Here is a 25,830-nt window from a genome sequence, read left to right on the forward strand (position 1 = left end):
GATAAATCAACGGCCAGGCGTTTTTTGAGGAGGTTCGCATGTCTATCTATCACGCTTATTCATTGCATCGGATTCTCCTGCGCCGCAGCGCAGTGATCCTGGCAGGTGTATTGGCTTTACCGGTAATGCTTTTCCGTAGCGACCGCGCACGTTTTTACAGCTATCTGCATCGCGTCTGGTCAAAAACCAGTGATAAGCCGGTCTGGCTGCAACAGGCGGAACTGGCGTCCTGCGATTTTTACTGATCGTTGGCGTCGTCCCGTAAAACCCTCGCTTTACAGCGGGGGTTTTTTTATGGGCGCGGTTCAGTCATTGTACCGGTAAGGTTCGTCCCCAGAGGGAAATTCCTCTACACTTTTAACATCATTCAACGCTGCGGGAGCCTATTGATGAGTGACAAAATTCCTATCGGGATCAGCGCCTGCCTGCTGGGTGAGAAGGTGCGATTTGACGGCGGCCATAAACGCTTGGCCTTCGCAGTAGAACAACTGGCACCTTATGTGCGTTTTGAAGCGGTATGTCCGGAAATGGCGATCGGTATGCCGACCCCGCGCCCGGCGCTGCGGTTGATCAAAAAACAACATCATATAGCGTTGCGCTACAGCAATGACGACAGCATTGATGTGACCGACCAGATGCAGCAGTTTTCAGCACAACGCATTGCTGCCTTGCAGCATTTGTGCGGTTACATTGTTTGCGCCAACTCGCCAAGCTGCGGTATGGAACGGGTCCGGCTATATGACGATAGCGGCGAAGGCGCGCGTAAAAGCGGTGTTGGGTTGTATACTGCCGAGCTGCTGCGGCAAATGCCCTGGTTGCCGGTGGAAGAAGACGGGCGGTTGAACGATGCGGCGCTGCGGGAAAATTTTGTAGAGCGCGTTTATGCGCTGTATGAATTGAACATGCTGTGGCGCAAAGGATTAACCCGGGGTGGGTTGATCGCCTTTCATAGCCGTTACAAGCTGTCGCTGCTGGCGCATTCACAGCCGGAATACCGTGAGTTGGGCCGTTTTGTGGCTGACGTGGATAAATGGGCGTCGCTGGAGGCATTTGCCATTGAATACCGTAGTCGCCTGATGAAACTGTTGGCCCACAAGGCGACGCGCCGTAACCACACCAACGTGCTGATGCATGTGCAGGGTTATTTCCGCAGTCATCTGAGTTCTGCGCAGCGCCAGGAACTGGCACAGTTGATTGATCGTTATCGGCAGGGCGTACAGCCGCTACTGGCACCGATCACCCTGCTTAAACATTACATGGCTGAGTACCCCGATCGCTATCTGGCCGATCAGCGCTATTTCGAACCCTATCCCGAGGCGTTGCGCCTGCGTTATGGCCACTAACCGACAAGGAGTTTTATGACCACGCATCTGGTCTGGTTGCGTAACGATCTGCGTATTACCGACAATAAAGCGCTGTACGCCGCCTGCAGCGATCCTGACGCACGCGTGTTGGCCGTGTTTATCGCTACCCCGCAACAATGGTTACAGCACGAAATGGCACCGCGCCAGGCGGCATTTATCCATGCCAATTTACTGCTGGTGCAGCAGGCTCTTGCTGAGCGTGGCATCCCACTCGGCTACCATCAATGTGATGATTTCGCCACCTCGGTTGACTGGTTGGCCGCTTACTGCGAGCAGGAGCAGGTAGATAGGCTATTTTACAATCGCCAGTACGAAATCAACGAACGCGATCGTGATCAACAGTTGGAACAGTGTTTAGCCGGAAAAGTGGTTTGTCAGCGTTTTGATGACAGCCTGTTATTGCCACCAGGTAGCGTGCAAACCGGTGGCGGTGAAATGTACAAGGTCTATACGCCGTTTCGTAAAGCTTTTATTCAACGCCTGACAGAATCGGACGTCCGTTCCCTACCTGCACCCAAAATGCGGGCTGGTGGTGCGCTGCCAATAACCGCCGTACCTGAAGCGTTTAATTACCCGCCTGCAGAGGCAATGGGGGATTTCCCCGCAGGAGAAGAGGCGGCGCTGCAACGGTTACGTACTTTTTGTCGTGAGCAGGTGCAAGATTACCTTGAGCAACGAGATCGGCCTGCCATTGCTGGCACCAGCAGCCTGTCGCCTTATCTGGCGATTGGCGTCTTGTCGCCGCGCCAATGTTTTAACCGCCTGCGAGCTGAATGCCCGCAGGTATTGGAAAACAGCGATAGCGGCGCCTTTGGTTGGCTCAATGAGCTGATCTGGCGTGAGTTTTATCGGCATTTGATGGTGGCTTATCCTGTGTTATGCAGGCACCGTCCCTTTATCGATTGGACGGATAGGGTACGCTGGCGGAATAATCCAGAGTTATTGCAGGCCTGGCAGCAGGGCGTAACGGGTTATCCGATTGTCGATGCAGCCATGCGCCAGTTGAATAAAACCGGTTGGATGCACAACCGGTTACGTATGATCAGCGCCAGCTTTCTGGTGAAAGACTTGCTGATTGATTGGCGCGCTGGCGAACGCTATTTCATGTCACAGCTGGTAGACGGCGATCTGGCGGCCAATAACGGCGGCTGGCAGTGGGCAGCGTCAACCGGTACCGACGCCGCGCCATATTTCCGCATCTTTAACCCGACCACTCAAGGCGAACGTTTTGATCCGCAAGGCACTTTTATCCGTAAATGGTTGCCCGAGCTGGCGGATGTACCGGACAATGCTATCCATCAACCCCATCGCTGGGCGGATCAACAGCAGCGTGTGCTGGATTATCCGCTGCCGATTGTCGACCACAAGCAGGCGCGGTTGGAGACGCTGGCAGCCTTTGAAGCGGCGAAGCGCGGGGAATATTAAGGCAACAGCAAGGAGCGACATAATGATGAAAAAGGTGCTGGCCCTGTGCCTGAGCGGTTATTCAGCCCTGGCGATAGCTGGTTTTGATGTCGTGGCGTTAGGTGTGGACGGTGGGGTTAGCGACGGCAATCTAACCTCCTACTTGATCCGCAGCGACAATCAGTCGCAGTATCTGGCGCTGGATGCCGGTTCGCTGCTGCCAGGTATCGCCAAAGGGCTGGAAAAGGGCAGTTTCCCTCAAGTCACCCCTGAATTGGCTGCGCCTTATACCTCGCAAGGCTACATATTCCGCCAACTGATAGGCGCTTATTTTATCAGTCACGGCCATCTCGACCATGTGGCGGGGCTGATTATCGGCTCGCCGGAAGACAGCAAGAAGAATATCTATGCCCAGGCAGATACCATTCTGACCCTGCGTAATCATTATTTTAACTGGAAGGCTTGGCCAAACTTCACCGACTCCGGCAATGGTTCGCGGTTGGGCACTTACCGTTTACAAACGGTGAGGCCGCAGCAACGTGTGACTCTTGGCGTCACCGGCTTGACGGGCGTGATGTATCCGCTCAGTCATGACCGTTACCCGTCATCGATGTTGCTGGTGTCCGACCGCAGCGGGTCTTTTGCTTATTTCGGCGATACCGGGCCGGATGCACTTGAGCAATCACGTAATCTGGATAGCGCCTGGCGTGTGCTGGGGCCGTTAATCGAACAGAAAAAACTGAAAGGGATGATCATCGAAACGTCCTACCCCAATGAGGTGGAGGATAAAAATCTGTATGGGCATTTGACGCCAGCGTGGCTGCTGAAGGAACTGAAAAATCTGACGCAGTACAGCGGCGGCGAAGGTTCACTGAAAGATTTCCCGGTGGTGATCAGCCATATCAAACCCAGCCTGAAGCAAGGTGACGACGTGCGTGCGACCATTAAGCAACAGTTGGAACAGGGCAACAGCCTGGGCGTAAAATTTATCCTGATGGAACAGGGCGAACGGCAGACATTTTGAATTGAAGAGAGAACTTTATGCGTAACCTCGATCTGGAACAGTTGATCAACAGCGAACTGAACACCGCCGCGTTTCAGGATTACGGGCCAAATGGCCTGCAAGTGGAAGGGCGGCCGCATGTGCAGCGTATTGTTACTGGTGTTACTGCGTGTCAGGCCTTGCTGGATGCCGCAGTGGTACACCAGGCGGATGCTATTGTGGTGCACCACGGTTATTTCTGGAAAAACGAAGCGCCATCGGTACGCGGTATGAAACGCAACCGACTGAAAACTCTGCTGAGCAATGATATCAACCTGTATGGATATCACTTGCCGCTGGACGCACATCCGGTGTTGGGCAATAACGCGCAGTTGGCACATTTACTCGGGATCCGGGTGATTGGCGAAGTGGAGCCGCTGGTGCCGCACGGCGAATTCGAGCAGCCATTGACCGGTATTGAACTGCAACAGCGTATCGAAAGCCGTCTGGGCCGTTCTGTGTTGCATTGTGGTGATAATGCGCCGGCGCATATCCGCCGCGTCGCCTGGTGTACCGGCGGCGGTCAGGGTTTTATCGACAGCGCGGCACGTTTTGGCGTGGACGCTTTCATCAGTGGCGAAGTTTCTGAACAGACTATTCACAGCGCGCGGGAAATGGGCATTCATTTCTTTGCGGCTGGTCACCATGCCACTGAGCGTGGTGGTGTAAAGGCGCTCGGTGAGTGGCTGGCCCAACAGCATGGCTTTGATGTGACCTTTATCGATATCCCCAATCCCGCCTGATTTTCCTCCCAGGATCCAGCCCGGTTTTTACCGTGGCTGAATCCTTTTAATAGCCTAATCCCTTATTTTATCAAAGGTTGTTCTATTGACAGCCAGAGCGCTGTCGCGCATAACAGATAGGTTTTGCAAATAATAAAAGACGACAGGGATAAGGGGAAAAGGGTGCAACGAGCACGATGTTACTTATTAGGTGAAAGAGCGGTAGTGCTTGAACTGTCGCCGCCGGTGACGCTGTCGAGCCAGCAGCGGATCTGGGCGCTGGCCGAAAAACTGAATCATCATCCCGACGTGCGTGAAGTGGTGCCGGGTATGAACAATCTTACGCTGCTGTTGAATACACCGAAGGCTGACGCGGAAGCGATGTTGGTGCTGTTACAAGAGGGCTGGGACAGTAAGGAAAGCCTGGTACCGGAATCACGTCAGGTGGATATTCCGGTTATTTATGGTGGCCAGGATGGGCCTGACCTGGATGAAGTGGCTCGCCACACCGGTATGACGCCACGGCAGGTGGTGGAATGCCACTCCTCAGCGGCCTACGTGGTTTATTTCCTTGGTTTTCAACCTGGTTTCTCCTACATGGGCGGTATGCCTGAAAAATTGGCGACGCCGCGTCGCGCCGAACCACGCCTGTCAGTGGCAGCAGGTTCTGTAGGCATTGGCGGGAGCCAGACCGGTATTTATCCGTTGGTCACTCCCGGTGGCTGGCAGTTGATTGGGCGTACACCGTTGGCGCTGTTTAATCCTTATGAAATGCCACCAACCTTGCTGCGCCCCGGCGATAGCGTGCGGTTTGTGCCACAGAAGGAGGGCGTATGTTGAAGATCTTGCGTGCGGGTATTTACACCACGGTGCAGGATCTGGGCCGTAACGGTTTCCGTCGTCTGGGGATCAGCCAGGGGGGCGCTCTCGACGAACCTGCGTTGAGGATCGCTAACTTGCTGGTAGGTAATGACGCCAAGGCTGCTGGTCTGGAAATCACTCTTGGGCAATTCAGCGCCGAATTTACCCAGCCAGGTTGGATCGCTCTGACCGGTGCCGGTTGCGATGCGCAGTTGGACGGGAAACCGCTATGGACCGGCTGGCGTTATCCGGTCAATGCGGGTCAACAGCTTGTTCTGAAAATGCCAAAACGCGGCATGCGTACTTATCTGGCGATAGCTGGTGGTATCGCTGTTCCGGAAATGCTCGGCTCCCATAGCACCGATAGCAAAGCGGCCTTTGGCGGGCTGGAAGGGCGCAATCTGCGAGATGGTGACAGTCTGCCATTGGGGCAGGGACGTTTATTGCCACAGCAGAGCACTGGCGTAAAGCAATTGCTGTTCAACAATCGCATCCGTGCGTTGCCAGGGCCGGAATATGATGAATTCAGTGAAGAGGCGAAAGAGGCTTTCTGGCGTACCGCTTGGCAACTGAGTCCGCAGAGCAATCGTATGGGGTATCGCCTGCATGGCAGCAATGCGTTAAACCGCACCACCGATCGTGAAATGTTGTCACATGGCCTGCTACCGGGCGTCGTACAGGTGCCACATAACGGCCAGCCAATCGTGCTGATGGCTGATGCACAGACTACCGGGGGTTACCCGCGTATTGCCTGCGTGATCGAGGCCGATCTCTACCATTTGGCACAGATTCGTCTGGGTGAAGCCATCCACTTTGTTCCCTGTACGTTGGCAGAGGCGCAACGTGCCAAGGCTGAACAGGAACACTTTATCCAACAGATTGCCTGGGGGTTAAATGATCGTTGATTTGAATGCCGATCTTGGGGAGGGTTGCGCCAACGATCAGGCGCTGCTGCAACTGGTCAGCTCGGCCAATATTGCCTGCGGTTTCCACGCCGGGGATGCGCAAACCATGCGTCAATCGGTGCGTTGGGCACTGCAATACGGTGTCGCTATTGGCGCACATCCAAGCTTTCCCGATCGTGAGAATTTTGGCCGCACCCGTATGCAATTGCCGCCAGAGACAGTGTATGCGCAAGTGGTGTATCAACTTGGCGCACTGGCCGCGATCGCCCGTGCTGAAGGTGGGGTGATGGTACATGTGAAGCCCCATGGCATGTTGTACAACCAGGCCGCGGTAGAACCGGAACTGGCGGAAGCTATCGCCCGGGCGGTTAAAGCGGTCGATCCGACATTACGGCTGGTGGGGCTGGCGGGCAGTGAGCTGATCCGCGCCGGTCAACAACAGGGGCTCACAACACGGCAGGAAGTTTTTGCCGATCGTGGCTATCAGGCCGATGGGACGCTGGTGCCGCGTGGTCAGACTGGGGCGCTGATTACCAGTGATGACCTGGCGTTGGCACAAACACTTGAAATGGTACGTCACCATCGGGTTCGTACGTTGGACGGCACTTGGGCCGCCGTTCAAGCTGAAACCGTCTGCCTGCATGGGGACGGTGAACATGCGTTGGAATATGCACGCACATTGCGCGAACGTTTTGCCCTGGAAGGCATCAGCGTCAGCGCTGAATAAAAATAATTAAATACATACAACACAAACACAAACACACAACACAACATTACCCAATGAATTTCGAGTTGCAGGTAACAACGCTGCGGCTTGAAAGGCGAAGGGCAAAAGGGAGATATAATGGAACAGGCCGTTAATCTATGGCCACTGATCGGCATCGCCGCCATCGTGGTTGGATTTGTTTTACGCTTTAATCCTGTGCTGGTAGTGATTGTCGCCGGCATTATCACCGGGCTGGCGGCACTGATGCCGCTGGATACTATCCTGGAAAAATTGGGGGAAGGCTTCCTCAATACCCGTAACCTGCCGCTGATCTTGCTGCTGCCACTGGCGGTGATCGGTCTGCTGGAACGTCACGGGCTAAAAGAACGTGCGCAGGCGTGGATCGCCAAGATCAAAAGTGCTACCGCCGGACGGTTGTTGATCGTCTATCTGTTTGTGCGTGAAATCACCGCCGCCATGGGGCTGACCAGCCTGGGTGGTCACCCGCAAATGGTACGCCCGTTGCTGGCACCGATGGCTGAAGGGGCGGCAGAAAATCGCTATGGAGAATTGCCAGAACGTACGCGTCACCGCCTGCGTGCTATGTCTGCTGCTACGGATAACGTCGGGTTGTTCTTTGGTGAAGATATTTTCGTGGCCTTCGGCGCAATTATCTTCATGCACAACTTTATGCTGGAGTCTGGTGGTATTCAGACCGAGCCATTGCATATCGCACTTTGGGGTATCCCAACCGCCATCTTCGCCTTCCTGATCCATTCATTCCGGCTTTACCGGATGGATAAACAGCTCAGCGCTGAACTTTCGCAGCTCAATCAGGCGGCGTTGCAGGCCAAAGGAGATGCCCAATGACTTTCCAACAACAATATCTCTACTGGTTGGCGGGCGTGGTGCTGTTGATCGTGGCAGTGATGTCTTTCCGCGATCGTGCCAATCCACGCCGTATCACCACGGGCCTGTTCTGGGCGCTGTATGGTCTGGTTTTCCTGGTCGGTGACTGGACTTATAGTCTGTTAGGTGACGTACTGGGTGAGGGCAGCAACGAGAAACGCATGCTGCACATCATTGTCGGCGTGGTGGTGGTGATCATGGCATTGATCGCCGGCTTTGGCGGTGTACGCCTTGGTAGCTATCACCAGCGTACTCCACAGCAGCGTGAAGAGAGTGCCAAACGCCTGGGCAACCGGCTGTTTATTCCTGCGTTGGCCATCCCGGTGGTAACGGTGATTGGCGTGCTGTTGTTCAATAATATTCCGGCTCTGCAAACCGCGGTATTCGGCAGTGGCAACCACGCCACCCTGATTACTCTGTTTTCTATGACTGCAGGTTGTTTGCTTGGCCTGGTTATCGCAGTGAAAATGACCCATGAAAAAGCGCTGCAACCGATCCAGGAAGCGCGTCGCCTGCTGGATTCCATCGGTTGGGCGTTTATTTTGCCGCAAATTCTCGCCACGCTGGGCCTGTTGTTTACCGCTGCTGGTGTCGGCACGGCCATTTCTCATCTGACTCAAGAGTATCTGGCGGTCGACAATCGCTTTATTGCCGTAGCGGTTTACGCCATCGGTATGGCGTTGCTGACGATGGTGATGGGCAATGCCTTTGCTGCTTTCCCGATCGTCACTGCCGGTATCGGTATCCCGATCCTGGTATTGCAGCACGGGGGGAACCCAGCGGTTATGGCGGCTATCGGCATGTTTTCCGGCTATTGCGGCACGCTGATGACGCCAATGGCTGCTAACTTTAATATTGTACCGGCGGCGTTACTGGAACTGCCGGACAAGAATGCGGTGATCAAGGCACAGGTACCAACTGGGGTGTTGTTGCTGCTGGTTAACGTATTCCTGCTTTATTTCCTGATGTTCCTGTAAGGAGAACGCATGCAAAAGGTATTGATCACGGGTTTTGAGCCCTTTGGCGGCGAACGCGTTAATCCTTCGTGGGAAGTGGTCAAGCAACTCAATGATATGGAATTTGCTGGCGCGCGCATTATTGCGCGCCAACTGCCCTGTGTATTTGGCGCGGCGTTGGAAGCACTGAATGCCGCGATTGATGAGGTGCAACCTGTGATGGTGCTGGCTATCGGTCAGGCTGGTGGTCGCACCGACATAACCCTTGAAAGGGTGGCGATCAACATCGATGATGCGCGTATCCCCGATAATCAGGGGCAGCAGCCAATAGACGAAACTATCGTTGCAAGTGGGCCTGCCGCCTATTTCAGCACTTTGCCGATCAAGGCAATGGTGAACTCGATGCGTGAAGCCGGTATCCCGGCCTCGGTATCACAAACGGCAGGGACCTATGTCTGCAACCATGTGATGTACGGTTTGTTGCACCGCTTAAGTGACCAACAGGCAATCAAGGGTGGGTTTATTCATATCCCTTATCTGCCGGAACAGGCGGCGGCGCACCCTGGTGCACCGAGCATGGCGGCGAACACGGTATTGTTTGCCCTCGAGCTGGCGATATCCATTGCATTGCAGGTGGAACATGATTTGAAAGTGGTTGGCGGTGCAACACACTAGCATGCGTCATTCCCCGGTGCGGCTTGCTGTACCGGGGCTTATTCAGGAGTATTCATATGCCGGAAGGACCGGAAATTCGCCGGGCGGCAGATGCACTGGCAGCGGCAGTGCTCGACCAGCCGCTGACCGAGGTCGGTTTTGCTTTCCCCCAGCTTAAACATTATCGCAACCAGTTAATTGGCGAGCGCATTATTGCTATTGAACCGCGTGGCAAGGCGCTGCTAACCCATTTTTCCAACGGATTGACGCTGTACAGCCATAACCAATTGTATGGTGTATGGAAGGTGGTGAACGCGGGGGAGATACCTGAAACCAAACGTGATTTGCGGGTACGGCTCGAAACAGCCGAACGAGCAATTTTGTTGTACAGCGCGTCGGAGATTACCGTCGGGCCGCGTGAGGAAATCGAGCAGCATCCGTTCTTACAACGTATCGGCCCCGACGTACTGGATATGACGTTAACGGTGGCCGCAGTGGAGCAAAGGCTGCTGTCACCGGCGTTTCGCCGTAGGCAACTGGGGGGGATGTTGCTCGATCAGGCTTTTCTCGCGGGGTTAGGCAACTATCTGCGTGCTGAAATTCTCTGGCAGGCAGAGTTGGCACCTCAACATAAGCCGCAAGAGTTGGAGCCTGACATTTTACAGCGACTGGCGGAGGCTTTATTGGCAGTGCCGCGGTTGTCTTACCAGACACGTGGACAGGTGGATGAAAACCGCCATCATGGCGCACTGTTCAGTTTTAAAGTATTTCACCGCAGTGGTGAACCCTGTGAGCGTTGCGGTGCGATGATCGAGCGCACCTCGCTGTCTTCACGCCCTTTCTATTGGTGCCCTGTTTGCCAGAAATAGTAAAAAAAACGCCGCCCCTAAGGACGGCGTCTTGCTGCAATACGTAGGGTAAAGCGGCGTTATTTGTTTTTCACTTGAGACTTGAAGTCACGCTCGGCATAGCCGGTGTACAACTGGCGCGGACGGGCAATTTTGATGCCTTCGTCATGCATTTCGTTCCAGTGTGCAATCCAGCCGATGGTACGGGCGATGGCAAAGATAACGGTGAACATGGAAGAAGGGATCCCCATCGCCTTCAGGATGATGCCTGAGTAGAAGTCGACGTTAGGGTAAAGTTTCTTCTCGATGAAGTACGGGTCGTTCAGCGCGATGTGTTCCAGTTCCATCGCCACTTGCAACAGGTTGTCGTCCTTCTTGTTCAGTTCTTTCAGCACTTCATGACAAGTTTCGCGCATCACGGTGGCGCGTGGGTCGTAGTTCTTATAGACGCGGTGGCCGAAGCCCATCAGACGGAACGAGTCGTTCTTGTCCTTGGCGCGCTTGATGAACTCTGGGATGTGCTCAACGGTTTTGATCTCTTCCAGCATCTTCAGTGCGGCTTCGTTGGCGCCGCCGTGCGCTGGTCCCCACAGGGAAGCGATGCCAGCAGCAATACAGGCAAACGGGTTAGCGCCTGAAGAACCTGCGGTACGCACGGTTGAGGTGGACGCATTCTGCTCATGGTCTGCGTGCAGGATCAGGATGCGATCCATTGCGCGTTCCAGCACTGGGTTCACCACGTATTCTTCACACGGAGTGGCGAACATCATATGCAGGAAGTTGCCGGCATAGGACAGATCGTTACGTGGGTAAACGAACGGCTGGCCCAGAGAATATTTGTAACACATGGCTGCCACGGTAGGCATTTTGGACAGCAGGCGGAACGCGGTGATCTCGCGGTGACGCTCGTTGTTGACGTCCAGTGCATCGTGGTAGAACGCCGCCAGGGCGCCGGTTACACCACACAGCACAGCCATTGGGTGTGAGTCACGACGGAAACCACGGAACAGATGGGTGATCTGGTCGTGGATCATGGTGTGACGGGTCACGGTGGTTTTGAAGGTCTCGAACTCTTCTGCGGTTGGCGTTTCGCCATACAGCAGGATATAGCACACTTCCAGATAGGAAGACTCTTTCGCCAGTTGTTCGATCGGGAAGCCGCGATGCAGCAGTACGCCTTTGTCACCGTCGATAAAAGTGATTTTTGATTCGCAGGAAGCGGTAGAGGTAAAGCCGGGATCAAACGTGAAATAACCTTTGGAGCCCAGGGCGCGGACATCGAGGACATCGGGGCCCAGTGTCGGGGTTAATACGCCCAGTTCGATTGGAGCTTCACCATCATTAATGGTTAGCGTCGCTTTCTTATCAGTCATTTACAGTCTCCTTTGCGCCTTATTTTAAAAACCTCTAACAACTGAAATACCTTAATTCTCCTCAGGTTGCCCGCAAAAAATGGAGCGGACGCTAACTCTGTGAGCGACTGCGCAAATGCGCGGGTAGGGTACAGAGTGCTAACCAGGCGAACGAGGTGGGTGACCAGTTGTTAACGATTCATCGGAATTCGTTATGTTCTGTTAATCTTACCTACGACGTGTTCGGGGGTGGTTGAACCTATCCCAATAAACTGTTTTATATGCCTTATTTGTTCTTATCTGCGGCAATGTGCTGCAAATGCGATCGGCAAAAACCGCCATTGGGATAGGTTCTTTCAAATACACTGTTGCATATCCTGAACATCGGGGGAAGTGTATCTGCTGACCTATAGCGCATCATAGGGCCGTTTGTGCCCCTATATGTAATGGAATTGTTGATCTCTTGTCAAATCAGATAATTAATTTTATGCTAATTGTGAAATCCGTGATCTAAATCACTGTTCGGGGGAAATGTTACCAAAGGGATTGTATGGGAATTGTAATCAGAATGTGATCCTCCTATACTGCCGCCAGGTCTCCGGGATACCCTGAAGTAGGAGCACCCAGCGTTATAACTACGCGCCGTTTAAGCACAGAGGATGTTGTTGTTTGAGCGCGTGACGTGTGAGGGTTTTGGCTCTTAACGCTGTCTGATCCCCGCCCAGGCCGGAGGAAGGAAAATAATAAGAGCTGTGTGGGCAAAAACGTGAAAAAACAAAGACCTGTCAACCTGGATCTGCAAACGATTCAGTTTCCCGTAACTGCGATAGCGTCCATCTTACACCGAGTCTCTGGCGTAATTACCTTCGTTGCCGTGGGTATCCTCCTCTGGCTGCTGGGCCTGTCACTCTCTTCCCAAGAGGGTTTCATGCAGGCTGCTGCCATCATGAATAGCTTCGTTGTCAAATTCATATTCTGGGGCATCCTCACTGCGCTGGCCTATCACATTTGCGGTGGCATTCGCCATTTGTTAATGGATTTTGGCTATATCGAAGAGAGTTTAGCCGCCGGTACCCGTTCTGCCCAGGTGGCGATCGGTCTGACCGTCGTGCTGTCAGTTCTGGCTGGAGTCCTCGTATGGTAAACAATGTTTCTGCATTAGGACGCAACGGCGTACACGATTGGTTGTTACTGCGTGCTTCCGCTATCGTCATCACCCTGTATGTTCTGTATATCCTGGGCTTTTTTGTCACGGCTCCGGATCTCACCTACGAAATCTGGCGCGGCTTCTTCGCCACCTCTATTACGAAAGTGTTCACGCTGCTGACGCTGCTGTCGATTCTGGCTCATGCCTGGATCGGTTTGTGGCAGGTGCTGACGGATTACGTCAAGCCGGTAGCGGTACGTCTGGTGTTGCAACTGGCGATCGTTGTCGTGTTGCTGGTCTATTTACTGTACGGAACAATCGTAGTGTGGGGTGCGTAAGATGAAACTGCCGGTCAGAGAGTTTGATGCTGTCGTTATCGGTGCAGGCGGCGCAGGTATGCGCGCGGCACTGCAAATTTCTCAAGCGGGTTCTTCTTGTGCCCTGCTGTCCAAAGTATTCCCGACCCGTTCCCATACCGTGTCTGCACAGGGTGGTATTACCGTAGCCCTGGGTAACAACCACGAAGATAACTGGGAATGGCATATGTATGACACGGTGAAAGGGTCCGATTATATCGGTGACCAAGACGCCATCGAATATATGTGTAAAACCGGCCCTGAAGCCGTTCTGGAACTGGAACATATGGGGCTGCCGTTTTCTCGTACGGATGATGGCCGCATCTATCAGCGTCCATTCGGCGGTCAGTCACTGAACTTCGGTGGCGAGCAGGCGGCCCGTACTGCGGCGGCAGCTGACCGTACCGGTCATGCCTTGCTGCATACCCTGTATCAACAGAACCTGAAAAACCACACCACTATCTTCTCCGAGTGGTACGCACTGGATCTGGTAAAAAACCAGGATGGCGCGGTAGTCGGTACCACCGCTATCTGCATTGAAACCGGTGAAGTAGTTTACTTCAAAGCCAAGGCGACCGTGTTGGCAACGGGCGGCGCAGGCCGTATTTATCAGTCCACCACTAACGCACATATCAATACCGGTGACGGTGTTGGCATGGCAATTCGTGCCGGCGTGCCTGTGCAGGACATGGAAATGTGGCAGTTCCACCCGACCGGCATCGCTGGTGCTGGGGTGCTGGTGACCGAAGGTTGCCGTGGTGAAGGCGGTTATCTGCTGAATAAACACGGCGAGCGTTTCATGGAGCGTTATGCGCCGAACGCTAAAGACCTGGCGGGTCGCGACGTGGTTGCCCGTTCGATCATGATTGAAATCCGTGAAGGTCGTGGCTGTGACGGTCCATGGGGCCCACACGTCAAACTGAAGCTGGATCATCTGGGTAAAGACGTGCTGGAATCCCGCCTGCCGGGCATTCTGGAACTGTCGCGCACCTTCGCGCACGTCGATCCAGTGAAAGAGCCTATCCCGGTTATCCCAACCTGCCACTATATGATGGGCGGTATTCCGACCAAAGTGACCGGTCAGGCGCTGACTGTGAACGAGAAAGGCGAAGATGTCGTGATCCCAGGCCTGTTCGCTGTTGGCGAAATTGCCTGTGTATCGGTGCACGGCGCCAACCGTCTGGGCGGTAACTCGTTGCTGGATCTGGTGGTGTTCGGTCGTGCCGCCGGCATGCATCTGCAGGAATCTATCCTCGAGCAGGGTGCCAGCCGTGAAGCGAGCGAATCTGATGTAGAAGCGTCGCTTGATCGCCTGAACCGCTGGAACAACACCCGTTCAGGTGAAGATCCGGTTGAAATCCGTAAGGCACTGCAAGCCTGCATGCAGCACAACTTCTCGGTATTCCGTGAAGGTGATGCGATGGCAAAAGGCCTGGAAGAGCTGAAAGAGATCCGTGAACGTCTGAAGAATGCACGTCTGGACGATACCTCCAGCGAGTTCAACACCCAGCGCATCGAATGTCTGGAGTTGGATAACCTGATGGAGACTGCGTTTTCCACTGCCGTGTCGGCCAACTTCCGTACTGAGAGCCGTGGCGCACACAGCCGCTTCGACTTCCCAGAACGTGATGATGCCAACTGGCTGTGTCACTCGCTGTATCAGCCGCAATCGGAAAGCATGACGCGTCGTGAAGTGAACATGCAACCGAAGCTGCGCCCGGCATTCCCGCCGAAAGTGCGTTCTTACTAATTGCGGAGATCGATTGATGAAACTCGAATTTTCAATTTATCGCTACAATCCAGATGTTGACGACGCTCCGCACATGCAGGACTACAGCCTGGAAGCGGAAGAAGGTCGTGACATGATGTTGCTGGATGCGTTGATCCAGCTGAAAGAGAAAGATCCGAGCCTGTCGTTCCGCCGTTCTTGCCGTGAAGGGGTCTGTGGTTCCGATGGCCTCAACATGAACGGTAAAAACGGTCTGGCATGTATCACACCGGTCTCGTCATTGCGTAAAGGCAATAACAAGATTGTGATTCGTCCTTTGCCAGGCTTACCGGTAGTGCGCGATCTGGTCGTAGATATGGGTCAGTTCTATACCCAGTACGAAAAGATCAAACCTTACCTGCAGAACGACGGCAAGAACCCACCGGCACGTGAGCACCTGCAATCGCCGGAGCAACGCGCTAAGTTGGATGGTCTTTACGAGTGCATTTTATGCGCTTGTTGTTCGACCTCTTGCCCGTCATTCTGGTGGAATCCTGACAAGTTCATTGGCCCGGCTGGCCTGTTGGCAGCGTATCGCTTCCTGATTGACAGCCGTGATACGGAAACGGAAGAACGTTTAGACGATCTGGACGACGCTTTCAGTGTTTTCCGCTGCCATAGCATTATGAATTGTGTCAGTGTATGTCCTAAAGGCTTGAATCCGACGCGTGCGATCGGCCATATCAAGTCTATGCTGCTGCAACGCGGCGCATAACTGGAATGAGATGCTGCGCCGGGCAGTTTCCGGCGCACATCACCAAGGAGGGAACCTCTAAAAACTGACCCGCGGCTGCTGCGCAAAGCAGCCTGGTTCGCCCGCCGGTTTTTAGAGGTTCCTTGTAAGGGACCGCAAGGTCCATAGCAGAACGTACCGAGCTTGTATGGCTATAAGGTACGTCGCGTTTCTACGGCAAACCGTATCCAACACGGTAATTATGTTAACCACGGCGAAAACTAAAGCTTCAAAGCTTAAGGGATCATGATGCAGAACGGCGCAATGAAGGCCTGGCTGGATTCCTCCTATCTGGCGGGCGCGAACCAGTCTTACATAGAACAGCTCTATGAAGACTTCTTAACCGATCCGGGCTCCGTTGAAGATAGCTGGCGTTCCATTTTTCAACAGCTACCAACCGCGGGTGTAAAACCCGATCAGCTTCACTCTCAAACGCGTGACTACTTCCGCCGCCTGGCGAAAGATTCTGCGCGTTATAACACCACCATCAACGATCCAGACACCGACGCCAAACAGGTCAAGGTACTGCAGCTGATTAACGCCTTCCGTTTCCGCGGACATCAGCATGCCAACCTCGATCCGCTCGGTCTGTGGCAGCGGGAGCAAGTTCCTGACCTTGAGCCTAGCTATCACAACCTGACCGAAGCCGACTTCCAGGAAACCTTCAACGTGGGTTCTTTCGCCATCGGCAAAGAAACCATGAAGCTGGGCGACCTGTATGCTGCGCTGAAGCAGACCTACTGCGGCTCGATCGGTGCTGAATACATGCACATCACCAATACCGAAGAGAAACGCTGGATCCAGCAGCGTATTGAATCGGTAGTGGGACACGCCAGCTTTACCAACGACGAGAAACGCCGTTTCCTGAACGAGCTGACCGCAGCGGAAGGTCTGGAACGCTACCTCGGCGCCAAATTCCCAGGGGCAAAACGCTTCTCGCTGGAAGGTGGCGATGCGCTGGTGCCGATGCTGAAAGAGATGGTGCGCCATGCCGGTAAGAACGGCACGCGCGAAGTGGTATTGGGCATGGCCCACCGCGGCCGTTTGAACGTGTTGATCAACGTGCTGGGTAAAAAACCTGCCGACTTGTTCGACGAGTTTGCCGGCAAGCATAAAGAACACCTCGGCACCGGTGACGTGAAATATCACCAGGGCTTCTCCTCCGACGTAGAAACCGAAGGCGGCATGGTTCACCTGGCGCTGGCGTTTAACCCGTCGCACCTGGAGATCGTCAGCCCGGTAGTTATGGGTTCTGTACGTGCCCGTCGTGACCGTCTGGACGAAGCGCGCAGCAACATGGTACTGCCAATCACCATCCACGGTGACGCCGCCATTACTGGCCAGGGCGTGGTTCAGGAAACGCTGAACATGTCTCAGGCTCGTGGCTACGAAGTGGGTGGCACGGTACGTATCGTGATCAACAACCAGGTTGGTTTCACTACCTCCAACCCGTTGGATGCGCGTTCTACCGAATACTGTACTGACATCGCCAAGATGGTGCAGTCGCCGATCTTCCACGTGAATGCTGACGATCCGGAAGCGGTGGCCTTTGTTACCCGTCTGGCGTTGGATTTCCGTAACACCTTCAAACGTGACGTGATGATCGATCTGGTCTGCTACCGTCGCCACGGGCACAACGAGGCCGATGAGCCAAGTGCAACCCAGCCGGTGATGTACCAGAAGATCAAGAAACACCCAACGCCGCGCAAGATTTATGCTGACGTGCTGACCGAACAAAAAGTCGCCAGCCTGGAAGATGCCACGGAAATGGTCAACCTGTACCGTGATGCACTCGACCGTGGTGATTGCGTGGTTGAAGAATGGCGTCCGATGAACCTGCACTCCTTTACCTGGTCGCCGTACCTCAACCACGAGTGGGACGAAGAGTACCCAAGCAAGGTTGAAATGAAGCGCCTGCAGGAACTGGCCCGTCGCATCAGCACCGCGCCGGAAGCGATCGAAATGCAGTCACGTGTAGCGAAAATCTACGGTGACCGCGCAGAGATGGCTGCAGGCAATAAAGCGTTCGACTGGGGCGCAGCGGAAACGCTGGCTTACGCCACTTTGGTTGACGAAGGGATTCCAATCCGCCTTTCCGGTGAAGATGCCGGTCGTGGCACCTTCTTCCACCGTCATGCGGTGGTACACAACCAGAAAAACGGTTCGGTCTACGTGCCGCTGGCCAATGTCCACAGCGGGCAGGGCGAGTTCAAGGTTTGGGACTCCGTACTGTCTGAAGAAGCCGTTCTGGCGTTCGAATATGGCTACGCCACCGCAGAACCACGCACCCTGACCATCTGGGAAGCGCAGTTCGGTGACTTCGCTAACGGCGCTCAGGTGGTGATCGACCAGTTCATCAGCTCCGGCGAGCAGAAATGGGGCCGTATGTGTGGCCTGGTGATGCTGCTGCCGCACGGTTACGAAGGCCAGGGCCCAGAGCACTCATCTGCGCGTCTGGAACGTTACCTGCAGCTGTGTGCTGAGCAGAACATGCAGGTGTGCATCCCGTCCACCCCGGCGCAGGTTTACCATATGCTGCGTCGTCAGGCGCTGCGCGGTATGCGCCGTCCGCTGGTGGTGATGTCACCGAAATCTCTGCTGCGTCACCCACTGGCAACGTCTTCTTTAGATGAACTGGCTAACGGCACCTTCATGCCGGCGATTGGTGAGATCGACGATCTGGATCCGAAAGCGGTCAAACGCGTGGTGCTGTGCTCCGGTAAGGTCTATTACGATCTGCTGGAACAGCGTCGCAAGAACGACCAGAAAGACGTGGCCATCGTACGTATTGAGCAACTGTACCCGTTCCCGCATCAAGCCCTTCAGGCGGTGCTGGAGAAGTATGCTCACGTGCATGATTTCGTCTGGTGTCAGGAAGAGCCGCTGAACCAGGGTGCCTGGTACTGTAGCCAACACAATTTCCGTGAAGTGGTGCCGTTCGGGGCTTCTTTACGTTACGCAGGACGTCCAGCCTCTGCCTCTCCGGCAGTCGGTTATATGTCCGTACACCAGAAGCAGCAGCAAGCTCTGGTTAATGACGCGCTGAATATTGATTAAAGATTAAGGGAAAGCAAATGAGTAGCGTAGATATTCTGGTTCCTGACCTTCCTGAATCGGTTGCAGATGCGACCGTAGCCACCTGGCACAAGAAACCAGGTGACAGCGTCCAGCGTGACGAAGTTCTGGTTGAAATCGAAACTGACAAAGTTGTGCTGGAAGTACCGGCCAGCGAAGCAGGGATCCTCGATGCGATCGTGGAAGAAGAGGGCGCAACCGTGCTTTCTCGCCAGATCCTCGGCCGTATTCGCCCGGGTAATAGCTCTGGCAAACCGACCGAAGAGAAGAGCCAGGCTAAAGAAGCCACTCCAGCTCAGCGCGCAACCGCCAGTCTGGAAGAAGAAAGCAACGACGCACTCAGCCCGGCGATTCGCCGCCTGATTGCCGAGCACGATCTGGATGCTGCTGCCATCAAAGGTAGCGGTGTGGGTGGTCGTATCACCCGCGAAGACGTGGAAGCACACCTGGCTAACGGCAAAAAAGCCGACAAACCAGCCGCCGTTGAAGCCGCTCCGCAGCCTGCTCTAAGTGGCCGTAGCGAGAAGCGTGTCCCTATGACCCGTCTGCGCAAACGCGTAGCCGAGCGCCTGTTGGAAGCGAAGAACAGCACTGCGATGCTGACGACCTTCAACGAAATCAACATGCAGCCGATCATGGACATGCGTAAGCAGTACGGTGAAGCCTTCGAAAAACGTCACGGTGTACGTCTGGGCTTCATGTCCTTCTACATCAAGGCCGTGGTTGAAGCGTTGAAACGCTTCCCAGAAGTGAATGCTTCTATCGACGGCACCGACGTGGTGTACCACAACTATTTCGATATCAGCATTGCGGTATCTACCCCACGTGGCCTGGTGACCCCAGTACTGCGCGACGTAGACAGCATGAGCATGGCGGACATCGAGAAGAAAATCAAAGAACTGGCAGTTAAAGGCCGTGATGGCAAATTGACTGTGGAAGAGCTGACCGGCGGTAACTTCACCATTACCAATGGCGGTGTATTCGGTTCACTGATGTCTACCCCGATCATCAACCCACCGCAGAGCGCCATCCTGGGCATGCACGCCATTAAAGATCGCCCAATGGCGGTGAAAGGCCAGGTTGTGATCCAGCCGATGATGTATCTGGCACTGTCTTACGACCATCGCCTGATCGACGGTAAAGAATCCGTTGGTTACCTGGTGACGGTTAAAGAGATGCTGGAAGATCCGGCTCGTCTGCTGCTGGACGTTTAGTAACCCTGATGGGGGCGTATACCTTAAATAATTGAAGTTGCATCGCGGCGGTAACGGATCGAATCCCCAGGAGCATAGCGAACTATGTGACTGGGGGGAGAGCAAGCAGCCAACAAAGATGCAGCTTCAAGTACGACGGGTATGCCGCGCCCACACTCTGTGCTATGTGGCCGACTAAAGTCATGCGGTTTTCCGCCAAAATGACTCGGCTAAAACCTTCAGAACTGAATGGATAGAACATCATGAATTTACACGAATATCAGGCAAAACAGCTGTTTGCTCGGTATGGTATGCCGGCACCAACCGGTTATGCCTGTACCACACCGCGTGAAGCGGAAGAAGCCGCATCCAAAATCGGCTCCGGCCCGTGGGTGGTTAAATGTCAGGTTCATGCTGGCGGCCGCGGTAAAGCTGGCGGCGTTAAAGTTGTCAACAGCAAAGAAGATATCCGTGCTTTCGCTGAAGCCTGGCTGGGCAAACGTCTGGTAACCTACCAGACTGACGCGCTGGGCCAACCGGTTCACCAGATCCTGGTAGAAGCGGCGACCGACATCGATAAAGAACTGTATTTGGGTGCGGTTGTTGACCGTGCCAGCCGTCGTGTGGTGTTCATGGCATCCACCGAGGGTGGCGTTGAAATCGAGAAAGTTGCGGAAGAAACCCCGGAACTGATCCACAAAATGACCATCGATCCACTGGCAGGCCCACAGCCTTACCAGGGTCGTGAGTTGGCCTTCAAACTGGGTCTGACTGGCAAACAAGTTGGCCAGTTCGCCAAGATCTTCATGGGCCTGGCGACCTTGTTCCTGGAGCGTGACCTGGCGATGGTTGAGATCAACCCGCTGGTCGTGACCAAGCAGGGCGATCTGATTTGCCTTGACGGCAAACTGGGTGCAGACGGCAACGCACTGTTCCGTCAGCCTGAACTGCGTGAAATGCGTGACCTTTCTCAGGAAGATGAGCGTGAATCCCGTGCGGCACAGTGGGAGCTGAACTACGTTGCTCTCGACGGCAACATCGGTTGTATGGTTAACGGCGCAGGCCTGGCGATGGGTACCATGGACATCGTTAAACTGCACGGTGGCGAACCTGCTAACTTCCTCGATGTGGGCGGTGGTGCAACCAAAGAGCGCGTGACTGAAGCTTTCAAAATCATCCTGTCTGACGACAAGGTGAAAGCCGTTCTGGTTAACATTTTCGGTGGTATCGTGCGTTGCGACCTGATCGCCGACGGTATCATTGGCGCAGTAGCCGAAGTGGGCGTTAACGTCCCGGTGGTGGTGCGTCTGGAAGGGAATAACGCCGAGCTGGGCGCCAAGAAACTGGCGGACAGCGGTCTGAATATCATTGCTGCGACCAGCCTGACTGATGCGGCTCAGCAAGTTGTTGCGGCAGTGGGGAGCAAATAATGTCCATTTTAATCGATAAAAACACCAAAGTAATTTGCCAGGGCTTCACCGGTAGCCAGGGGACTTTCCACTCCGAACAGGCTATCGCTTACGGTACCAAAATGGTTGGCGGCGTAACGCCGGGCAAAGGCGGTACCGAGCACCTGGGCCTGCCGGTGTTTAACACCGTGCGTGAAGCGGTAGAAGCGACCGGCGCTACCGCGTCTGTTATCTATGTACCGGCTCCGTTCTGCAAAGACTCCATTCTGGAAGCTATCGATGCAGGCATCAAACTGATCATCACCATCACTGAAGGCATCCCTACGCTGGATATGCTGACCGTGAAAGTGAAGTTGGATGAAGCTGGCGTGCGCATGATTGGCCCGAACTGCCCAGGTGTTATCACCCCGGGCGAGTGCAAAATCGGCATCATGCCAGGCCACATCCATCTGCCGGGTAAAGTGGGTATCGTTTCCCGTTCTGGCACCCTGACCTACGAAGCGGTAAAACAAACTACCGATACCGGCCTGGGCCAGTCTACCTGTGTGGGCATCGGTGGCGACCCGATCCCGGGCTCTAACTTCATCGATATCCTGAAATTGTTCCAGGAAGATCCGCAGACCGAAGCGATCGTCATGATCGGTGAGATCGGCGGCAGCGCTGAAGAAGAAGCCGCAGCCTACATCAAAGAACACGTGACTAAGCCAGTAGTTGGCTATATCGCGGGTGTTACCGCTCCTAAAGGCAAACGTATGGGCCATGCTGGCGCCATCATTGCTGGCGGCAAAGGCACTGCAGACGAGAAGTTTGCGGCGCTGGAAGCGGCTGGGGTTAAAACCGTACGCAGCCTGGCTGATATCGGCGAAGCAGTAAAAGCGGTTCTGAATCGCTAATTTACCGCCTGCAATAACCCCTATTTAAACAGGGCCAGACTTTTTGTCTGGCCCTGTTTTTTTTTGCCTGTCGTAGGCAAGAACTGTGGTCGATATCCTGTGGGTACCGGACGTCAGAACCAGGAGTATAGCCATTAGGTGACGGAATGAGGATATACGGCGGGTGTATATACTGACTGTTTTAACCCATAAATTTTCTTTTTTATTGCCAGAAATTATCAGAGTAAAAAAATAAGCTAAGCTTGTCCTGAGAGTAGGTTAATAAAAGCTAACATTAGTCACAGGCTAACTCCGATTTAAATACAAATAACCATTAAATATCACATCTATTTAACACAAAAAGCACGTGGATAGACTACGAAACCATTATGTAACATAACCACAAGATAATTATGAGAAATTGTGAGCTGAATCTGGAAATAAAATGCAGATAGGCTTAAATTGTTTCAGATCAAATTACGTCTGAATACCTCTTTAGGCCAGAATTTGACCTGTAACCAAAAGTCTAACCCATATCACGTAAAAACCTATTTATTGTGTGGGATTGGGCGAGTATCATCCATGATGAATATGGATGGTTGATCTTGTTGCATTTGTTACCCGTTGTCGGTTTTCAGTGGTGTGTTTAGTACATTGGCCTGTGGGGTCCGCGTCGAATGCATGGTTGAAAGCGGAGAAGCTGGATCAAATTTTTGTTGTGTTTAAGGGCATTCACTGCGGGGCGTTACCGGTAGCTTCACCCGAAGTCATATCGATAACCGCATGTCGGAGTCTTCCTGCGAGGAGCAAGGAGTCAAGATGTTTGATATTGTCGAACTGTCGCGCTTACAGTTTGCTTTAACGGCGATGTACCATTTCTTATTTGTCCCATTAACGCTAGGTATGGCGTTTTTGCTGGCAATTATGGAAACGGTATATGTACTGTCAGGCAAGCAAATCTATAAAGATATGACCAAATTCTGGGGCAAGTTATTTGCAATTAACTTTGCTCTGGGTGTGGCCACCGGTTTGACCATGGAGTTCCAGTTCGGGACTAACTGGTCATATTTCTCACATTACGTCGGTGATATTTTCGGGGCCCCTCTGGCCATCGAAGGTCTGATGGCGTTCTTCCTTGAATCGACGCTGGTCGGCCTGTTCTTCTTCGGCTGGGATCGTCTGGGCAAGGTGCAGCACATGGCCGTTACCTGGCTTGTTGCATTAGGCTCAAACTTCTCCGCGCTGTGGATCCTGGTCGCCAACGGTTGGATGCAGAACCCAATTGCCTCGGATTTCAACTTCGAAACCATGCGTATGGAGATGCTCAGCTTCTCCGAACTGGTACTCAACCCAGTTGCGCAAGTGAAGTTTGTACACACCGTTGCTGCCGGCTATACCTGTGGCGCGATGTTCGTTCTGGGTATCAGTTCTTACTACCTGCTGAAAGGCCGTGATACTGCCTTTGCCAAGCGCTCTTTCGCTATTGCCGCCAGCTTCGGTATGGCTGCTGTGCTGTCTGTTATCGTGTTGGGTGATGAATCCGGTTACGAAATGGGCGATGTGCAGAAAACCAAACTGGCTGCCATTGAAGCTGAGTGGGACACTCAACCGGCTCCGGCCTCCTTTACCCTGTTCGGGATCCCGAATCAGGATAAAATGGAAAACTCCTACTCGATCCAAATTCCTTATGCGCTTGGCCTGATTGCCACCCGCTCAACAGATACCCAGGTCATCGGCCTGAAAGATCTGATGGCGCAGCATGAAGTCCGTATCCGCAACGGTATGAAAGCTTACCAGTTGTTGGAAGAGCTGCGCAGCGGCAATACCGACCCGACAGTACGTGCCGAGTTCAATAAAGCCAAACAGGATTTGGGCTACGGTTTACTGTTGAAGCGTTATACCCAGAACGTCACCGACGCGACGGAAACGCAGATCCAACAGGCAACCAAAGACTCAATTCCACGCGTAGCACCACTGTACTTCGCCTTCCGTATCATGGTGGCCTGTGGCGTGCTGATGCTGCTGATTATTGGTCTGTCGTTCTGGAGCGTGCTTCGCGGCCGCATTGGCCAGAAGAAGTGGCTGCACCGTGCGGCGCTGTATGGCTTGCCATTACCATGGATTGCGATCGAAGCCGGCTGGTTCGTGGCTGAATATGGTCGTCAACCTTGGGCAATTGGTGAGGTGTTACCGACTGCGGTCGCTAACTCTTCACTGACTGCGGGCGACATTCTGTTCTCGATGGGGCTGATTTGCGGCTTGTACACCCTGTTCCTGGTGGCTGAAATGTACCTGATGTTCAAATTTGCACGTCTGGGTCCAAGCAGCCTGAAAACTGGCCGCTACCACTTTGAACAACCGACTGCCGCCGTGCAGGAAGCGCGCTAAACAGGAGTCCACGTATGTTTGATTATGAAGTACTGCGATTTATCTGGTGGGTCCTGATTGGCGTACTGCTGATCGGTTTCGCCGTCACCGACGGTTTCGACATGGGTGTCGGCATCCTGGTGCGCATTATCGGTAAAACCGATACTGAGCGCCGTGTGATGATCAACTCCATCGCACCGCACTGGGACGGTAACCAGGTGTGGCTGATCACTGCCGGTGGTGCGTTGTTCGCTGCCTGGCCGATGGTCTATGCGGCGGCGTTCTCCGGTTTCTATGTCGCCATGATCCTGGTTCTGGCTGCGTTGTTCTTCCGTCCGGTCGGTTTTGACTACCGTTCGAAGCTGGAAAGCAGCCGCTGGCGCAACATGTGGGACTGGGGCATCTTCATCGGTAGCTTCGTGCCTGCTGTGGTCTTCGGTGTGGCGTTCGGTAACCTGTTGCAGGGTGTGCCGTTCCACATGGATGAATACATGCGTCTGTTCTACACCGGTAACTTCTTCCAACTGCTGAATCCGTTTGGTTTGTTGGCGGGTGTGGTCAGCTTGACCATGCTGGTGACTCAAGGGGCTACCTATTTGCAGATGCGTACCAGCGGTGAGATTCACCTGCGTGCACGTGCTGCTGCGCAGATCTCCACGCTGGTGATGGCAGTGTTCTTCCTGTTGGGGGGCATCTGGCTGGTTAAAGGTATCGATGGTTATGTGATTACGTCGACGCTGAACACCATGGCGGAATCTAACCCGATGCGTAAAGAAGTAGCTCATCAGGTCGGTGCCTGGTTGATCAACTTCAATAAGTATCCGCTGCTGTGGGCACTGCCTGCACTGGGTGTGGTGCTGCCGCTGTTCACGATTCTGTTCTCGCGTTTGTCTAAAGACGCGCTGGCGTTCGTGACCTCGTCGCTGACCATTGCCTGTGTGATCCTGACCGCCGGGGTGACCATGTTCCCGTTCGTGATGCCATCAAGCACTGTGCCTAACATCAGCCTGACCATGTGGGATGCTACCTCCAGCTTGTTGACGCTGGAAGTGATGACCGTTGTTGCGGCCATCTTTGTGCCTCTCGTGCTGGCATACACCAGTTGGTCGTACTACAAAATGTTTGGTCGTCTCGATAAGAACTTCATCGAGAACAACAAGCATTCGCTGTATTAAGGATAGGGAGCT

Annotated in this window: 23 protein-coding genes; 22 read left to right on the plus strand and 1 reads right to left on the minus strand. The window is 53.9% G+C overall.

Features of this window, described 5'->3' with window-relative positions; translation table 11 throughout:
• The first annotated feature begins 38 nt into the window (after positions 1-38).
• The 12 genes from SGR01S_RS06460 to nei all read left to right on the plus strand — a co-directional run bounded on the left by SGR01S_RS06460 (position 39) and on the right by nei (position 10,392).
• Positions 39-245, plus strand: a complete 207-nt coding sequence (locus SGR01S_RS06460; protein ID WP_037418110.1) for a YbfA family protein — start codon at positions 39-41, stop codon at positions 243-245.
• Between the two features lie 144 nt (positions 246-389).
• A complete protein-coding gene (locus tag SGR01S_RS06465) occupies positions 390-1,343 on the plus strand; it encodes a YbgA family protein (RefSeq protein WP_061806886.1) in 954 nt (317 codons plus the stop codon).
• A 15-nt stretch (positions 1,344-1,358) separates the two neighbouring features.
• Entirely contained in the window at positions 1,359-2,789 is a 1,431-nt protein-coding gene (phrB, locus tag SGR01S_RS06470; RefSeq protein ID WP_061806887.1) for a deoxyribodipyrimidine photo-lyase, read from the plus strand.
• Between the two features lie 22 nt (positions 2,790-2,811).
• Complete coding sequence (locus SGR01S_RS06475; protein WP_061806888.1) at positions 2,812-3,792, plus strand: MBL fold metallo-hydrolase; 981 nt, start codon at positions 2,812-2,814, stop codon at positions 3,790-3,792.
• A gap of 17 nt (positions 3,793-3,809) precedes the next feature.
• Positions 3,810-4,553, plus strand: coding sequence for a type 2 GTP cyclohydrolase I (locus SGR01S_RS06480; RefSeq protein ID WP_061806889.1), 744 nt, complete (start codon positions 3,810-3,812; stop codon positions 4,551-4,553).
• Positions 4,554-4,715: 162 nt separating this feature from the next.
• Positions 4,716-5,372: a 5-oxoprolinase subunit PxpB gene (pxpB, locus tag SGR01S_RS06485; RefSeq protein ID WP_073963415.1), complete on the plus strand. Its 657-nt coding sequence runs from the start codon at positions 4,716-4,718 to the stop codon at positions 5,370-5,372.
• Positions 5,366-6,298: a 5-oxoprolinase subunit PxpC gene (gene pxpC, locus SGR01S_RS06490; protein WP_037418125.1), complete on the plus strand. Its 933-nt coding sequence runs from the start codon at positions 5,366-5,368 to the stop codon at positions 6,296-6,298. The genes pxpB and pxpC overlap by 7 nt, the downstream gene beginning before the upstream one ends.
• Positions 6,288-7,025 carry a 5-oxoprolinase subunit PxpA gene (gene pxpA / locus SGR01S_RS06495; RefSeq protein ID WP_037418127.1) on the plus strand — a complete coding sequence of 246 codons (738 nt, stop codon included), beginning with the start codon at positions 6,288-6,290 and terminating at the stop codon, positions 7,023-7,025. Before pxpC ends, pxpA begins: the two co-directional genes overlap by 11 nt.
• Before the next feature lie 117 nt (positions 7,026-7,142).
• Positions 7,143-7,874 (plus strand): DUF969 domain-containing protein, encoded by a 732-nt coding sequence (locus SGR01S_RS06500; RefSeq protein ID WP_037418129.1) that lies wholly within the window; start codon positions 7,143-7,145, stop codon positions 7,872-7,874.
• Entirely contained in the window at positions 7,871-8,890 is a 1,020-nt protein-coding gene (locus tag SGR01S_RS06505; RefSeq protein WP_037418131.1) for a DUF979 domain-containing protein, read from the plus strand. The genes SGR01S_RS06500 and SGR01S_RS06505 overlap by 4 nt, the downstream gene beginning before the upstream one ends.
• 9 nt (positions 8,891-8,899) lie before the next feature.
• Positions 8,900-9,544: a pyroglutamyl-peptidase I gene (gene pcp / locus SGR01S_RS06510; protein ID WP_061806890.1), complete on the plus strand. Its 645-nt coding sequence runs from the start codon at positions 8,900-8,902 to the stop codon at positions 9,542-9,544.
• A 56-nt stretch (positions 9,545-9,600) separates the two neighbouring features.
• Positions 9,601-10,392, plus strand: a complete 792-nt coding sequence (gene nei / locus SGR01S_RS06515) for an endonuclease VIII (protein ID WP_037418136.1) — start codon at positions 9,601-9,603, stop codon at positions 10,390-10,392.
• Between the two features lie 59 nt (positions 10,393-10,451).
• On the opposite strand, the gene SGR01S_RS06520 is transcribed toward nei, so the two are convergent.
• A complete protein-coding gene (locus SGR01S_RS06520) occupies positions 10,452-11,744 on the minus strand; it encodes a citrate synthase (RefSeq protein ID WP_012005698.1) in 1,293 nt (430 codons plus the stop codon).
• Between the two features lie 733 nt (positions 11,745-12,477).
• On the opposite strand from SGR01S_RS06520, the gene sdhC reads away from it, so the two are divergent.
• The 10 genes from sdhC to cydB all read left to right on the plus strand — a co-directional run bounded on the left by sdhC (position 12,478) and on the right by cydB (position 25,818).
• Positions 12,478-12,867, plus strand: coding sequence for a succinate dehydrogenase cytochrome b556 subunit (gene sdhC, locus SGR01S_RS06525; protein ID WP_004949747.1), 390 nt, complete (start codon positions 12,478-12,480; stop codon positions 12,865-12,867).
• Positions 12,861-13,208: a succinate dehydrogenase membrane anchor subunit gene (gene sdhD, locus SGR01S_RS06530; RefSeq protein ID WP_012005699.1), complete on the plus strand. Its 348-nt coding sequence runs from the start codon at positions 12,861-12,863 to the stop codon at positions 13,206-13,208. The genes sdhC and sdhD overlap by 7 nt, the downstream gene beginning before the upstream one ends.
• Position 13,209: 1 nt before the next feature.
• Positions 13,210-14,976 (plus strand): succinate dehydrogenase flavoprotein subunit, encoded by a 1,767-nt coding sequence (sdhA, locus tag SGR01S_RS06535; RefSeq protein ID WP_037418138.1) that lies wholly within the window; start codon positions 13,210-13,212, stop codon positions 14,974-14,976.
• A gap of 16 nt (positions 14,977-14,992) precedes the next feature.
• The gene (locus SGR01S_RS06540; RefSeq protein WP_037418141.1) at positions 14,993-15,709 is read left to right on the plus strand and encodes a succinate dehydrogenase iron-sulfur subunit; all 717 of its coding nucleotides are present in this window, start codon (positions 14,993-14,995) and stop codon (positions 15,707-15,709) included.
• Between the two features lie 267 nt (positions 15,710-15,976).
• Positions 15,977-18,784, plus strand: coding sequence for a 2-oxoglutarate dehydrogenase E1 component (sucA, locus tag SGR01S_RS06545; RefSeq protein WP_037418144.1), 2,808 nt, complete (start codon positions 15,977-15,979; stop codon positions 18,782-18,784).
• Positions 18,785-18,801: 17 nt separating this feature from the next.
• A complete protein-coding gene (gene odhB / locus SGR01S_RS06550) occupies positions 18,802-20,016 on the plus strand; it encodes a 2-oxoglutarate dehydrogenase complex dihydrolipoyllysine-residue succinyltransferase (RefSeq protein WP_061806891.1) in 1,215 nt (404 codons plus the stop codon).
• A gap of 242 nt (positions 20,017-20,258) precedes the next feature.
• Positions 20,259-21,425 carry an ADP-forming succinate--CoA ligase subunit beta gene (sucC, locus tag SGR01S_RS06555; RefSeq protein ID WP_012005704.1) on the plus strand — a complete coding sequence of 389 codons (1,167 nt, stop codon included), beginning with the start codon at positions 20,259-20,261 and terminating at the stop codon, positions 21,423-21,425.
• A complete protein-coding gene (sucD, locus tag SGR01S_RS06560; RefSeq protein ID WP_012005705.1) occupies positions 21,425-22,297 on the plus strand; it encodes a succinate--CoA ligase subunit alpha in 873 nt (290 codons plus the stop codon). Before sucC ends, sucD begins: the two co-directional genes overlap by 1 nt.
• 798 nt (positions 22,298-23,095) lie before the next feature.
• Positions 23,096-24,664 carry a cytochrome ubiquinol oxidase subunit I gene (gene cydA / locus SGR01S_RS06565; protein WP_061806892.1) on the plus strand — a complete coding sequence of 523 codons (1,569 nt, stop codon included), beginning with the start codon at positions 23,096-23,098 and terminating at the stop codon, positions 24,662-24,664.
• A 14-nt stretch (positions 24,665-24,678) separates the two neighbouring features.
• Positions 24,679-25,818: a cytochrome d ubiquinol oxidase subunit II gene (cydB, locus tag SGR01S_RS06570; RefSeq protein WP_061806893.1), complete on the plus strand. Its 1,140-nt coding sequence runs from the start codon at positions 24,679-24,681 to the stop codon at positions 25,816-25,818.
• Positions 25,819-25,830: the final 12 nt, after the last annotated feature.

This window comes from Serratia grimesii NBRC 13537, from assembly GCF_001590905.1.
In the GTDB taxonomy this organism is placed as follows: Bacteria; Pseudomonadota; Gammaproteobacteria; order Enterobacterales; family Enterobacteriaceae; genus Serratia; species Serratia grimesii.

Excerpts from the sequence above, each read along its gene's own strand:
- pcp (WP_061806890.1), top strand. The coding sequence starts at position 8,900 with ATGCAAAAGGTATTGATCACGGGTTTTGAGCCCTTTGGCGGCGAACGC.
- sdhD (WP_012005699.1), top strand. The coding sequence starts at position 12,861 with ATGGTAAACAATGTTTCTGCATTAGGACGCAACGGCGTACACGATTGG.
- SGR01S_RS06505 (WP_037418131.1), top strand. The coding sequence starts at position 7,871 with ATGACTTTCCAACAACAATATCTCTACTGGTTGGCGGGCGTGGTGCTG.
- SGR01S_RS06540 (WP_037418141.1), top strand. The coding sequence starts at position 14,993 with ATGAAACTCGAATTTTCAATTTATCGCTACAATCCAGATGTTGACGAC.
- phrB (WP_061806887.1), top strand. The coding sequence starts at position 1,359 with ATGACCACGCATCTGGTCTGGTTGCGTAACGATCTGCGTATTACCGAC.
- sucC (WP_012005704.1), top strand. The coding sequence starts at position 20,259 with ATGAATTTACACGAATATCAGGCAAAACAGCTGTTTGCTCGGTATGGT.
- SGR01S_RS06475 (WP_061806888.1), top strand. The coding sequence starts at position 2,812 with ATGATGAAAAAGGTGCTGGCCCTGTGCCTGAGCGGTTATTCAGCCCTG.
- odhB (WP_061806891.1), top strand. The coding sequence starts at position 18,802 with ATGAGTAGCGTAGATATTCTGGTTCCTGACCTTCCTGAATCGGTTGCA.
- sucA (WP_037418144.1), top strand. The coding sequence starts at position 15,977 with ATGCAGAACGGCGCAATGAAGGCCTGGCTGGATTCCTCCTATCTGGCG.
- cydB (WP_061806893.1), top strand. The coding sequence starts at position 24,679 with ATGTTTGATTATGAAGTACTGCGATTTATCTGGTGGGTCCTGATTGGC.
- pxpA (WP_037418127.1), top strand. The coding sequence starts at position 6,288 with ATGATCGTTGATTTGAATGCCGATCTTGGGGAGGGTTGCGCCAACGAT.
- sucD (WP_012005705.1), top strand. The coding sequence starts at position 21,425 with ATGTCCATTTTAATCGATAAAAACACCAAAGTAATTTGCCAGGGCTTC.
- SGR01S_RS06520 (WP_012005698.1), bottom strand. The coding sequence starts at position 11,744 with ATGACTGATAAGAAAGCGACGCTAACCATTAATGATGGTGAAGCTCCA.
- SGR01S_RS06460 (WP_037418110.1), top strand. The coding sequence starts at position 39 with ATGTCTATCTATCACGCTTATTCATTGCATCGGATTCTCCTGCGCCGC.
- pxpC (WP_037418125.1), top strand. The coding sequence starts at position 5,366 with ATGTTGAAGATCTTGCGTGCGGGTATTTACACCACGGTGCAGGATCTG.
- nei (WP_037418136.1), top strand. The coding sequence starts at position 9,601 with ATGCCGGAAGGACCGGAAATTCGCCGGGCGGCAGATGCACTGGCAGCG.
- cydA (WP_061806892.1), top strand. The coding sequence starts at position 23,096 with ATGTTTGATATTGTCGAACTGTCGCGCTTACAGTTTGCTTTAACGGCG.
- SGR01S_RS06500 (WP_037418129.1), top strand. The coding sequence starts at position 7,143 with ATGGAACAGGCCGTTAATCTATGGCCACTGATCGGCATCGCCGCCATC.
- SGR01S_RS06480 (WP_061806889.1), top strand. The coding sequence starts at position 3,810 with ATGCGTAACCTCGATCTGGAACAGTTGATCAACAGCGAACTGAACACC.
- sdhA (WP_037418138.1), top strand. The coding sequence starts at position 13,210 with ATGAAACTGCCGGTCAGAGAGTTTGATGCTGTCGTTATCGGTGCAGGC.
- SGR01S_RS06465 (WP_061806886.1), top strand. The coding sequence starts at position 390 with ATGAGTGACAAAATTCCTATCGGGATCAGCGCCTGCCTGCTGGGTGAG.